Origin of the sequence: Legionella drozanskii LLAP-1, assembly GCF_001467585.1 — a bacterium.
Lineage (GTDB): Bacteria > Pseudomonadota > Gammaproteobacteria > Legionellales > Legionellaceae > Tatlockia > Tatlockia drozanskii.
Genome location: NZ_LNXY01000022.1, coordinates 1 through 452, shown reverse-complemented (window position 1 = coordinate 452; position 452 = coordinate 1). Strand labels below are relative to the sequence as shown.

Sequence of the window (452 nt, the reverse complement as noted above, 5' to 3'; positions counted from 1 at the left end):
AAAGACTAAAGAAAAACAGCCCTTTTTTATTGAAGAACGCCACCATGAGTTACTTGCTATTGCTGCCATTTGGCGACAAGAAAAAGATGAGAATCTACCGTCTTTTTGCCTACTTACCATTAATGCCCATAACCCTTTGGTAAAAACCCTACACGAGCGCATGCCCTGGATGCTCTCACCCCTTCAAACCCAAGAATGGCTTCGCGAGGAGCAATTAAGTGCCGCTCACTTAAAAGAACTCTTAGCAGCAGATAAGCCCATCGATTTAATGGCTTACCCTGTCACTCAAGCAGTCAATAGTGCCAAATATAAAGAAAAAGATTCTATTAAACCGAAAGTCTAATCTAGCCTTGCGCTTCGATATAAGGATTTGAATAGCCTTCAAGGCTTGCTACCGCCCTTCCCCACTCTCTTTCCCAGGTTGTCGGTGGAAATTGTTGATTCCAGGCTTT

At 43.4% G+C, this 452-nt stretch carries 1 protein-coding gene; it reads left to right on the top strand.

Features of this window, described 5'->3' with window-relative positions:
* The coding region (locus Ldro_RS09245; protein ID WP_162263974.1) for an SOS response-associated peptidase family protein at positions 1-343 on the top strand (343 nt) is incomplete at its 5' end.
* Positions 344-452 lie beyond the last annotated feature (109 nt).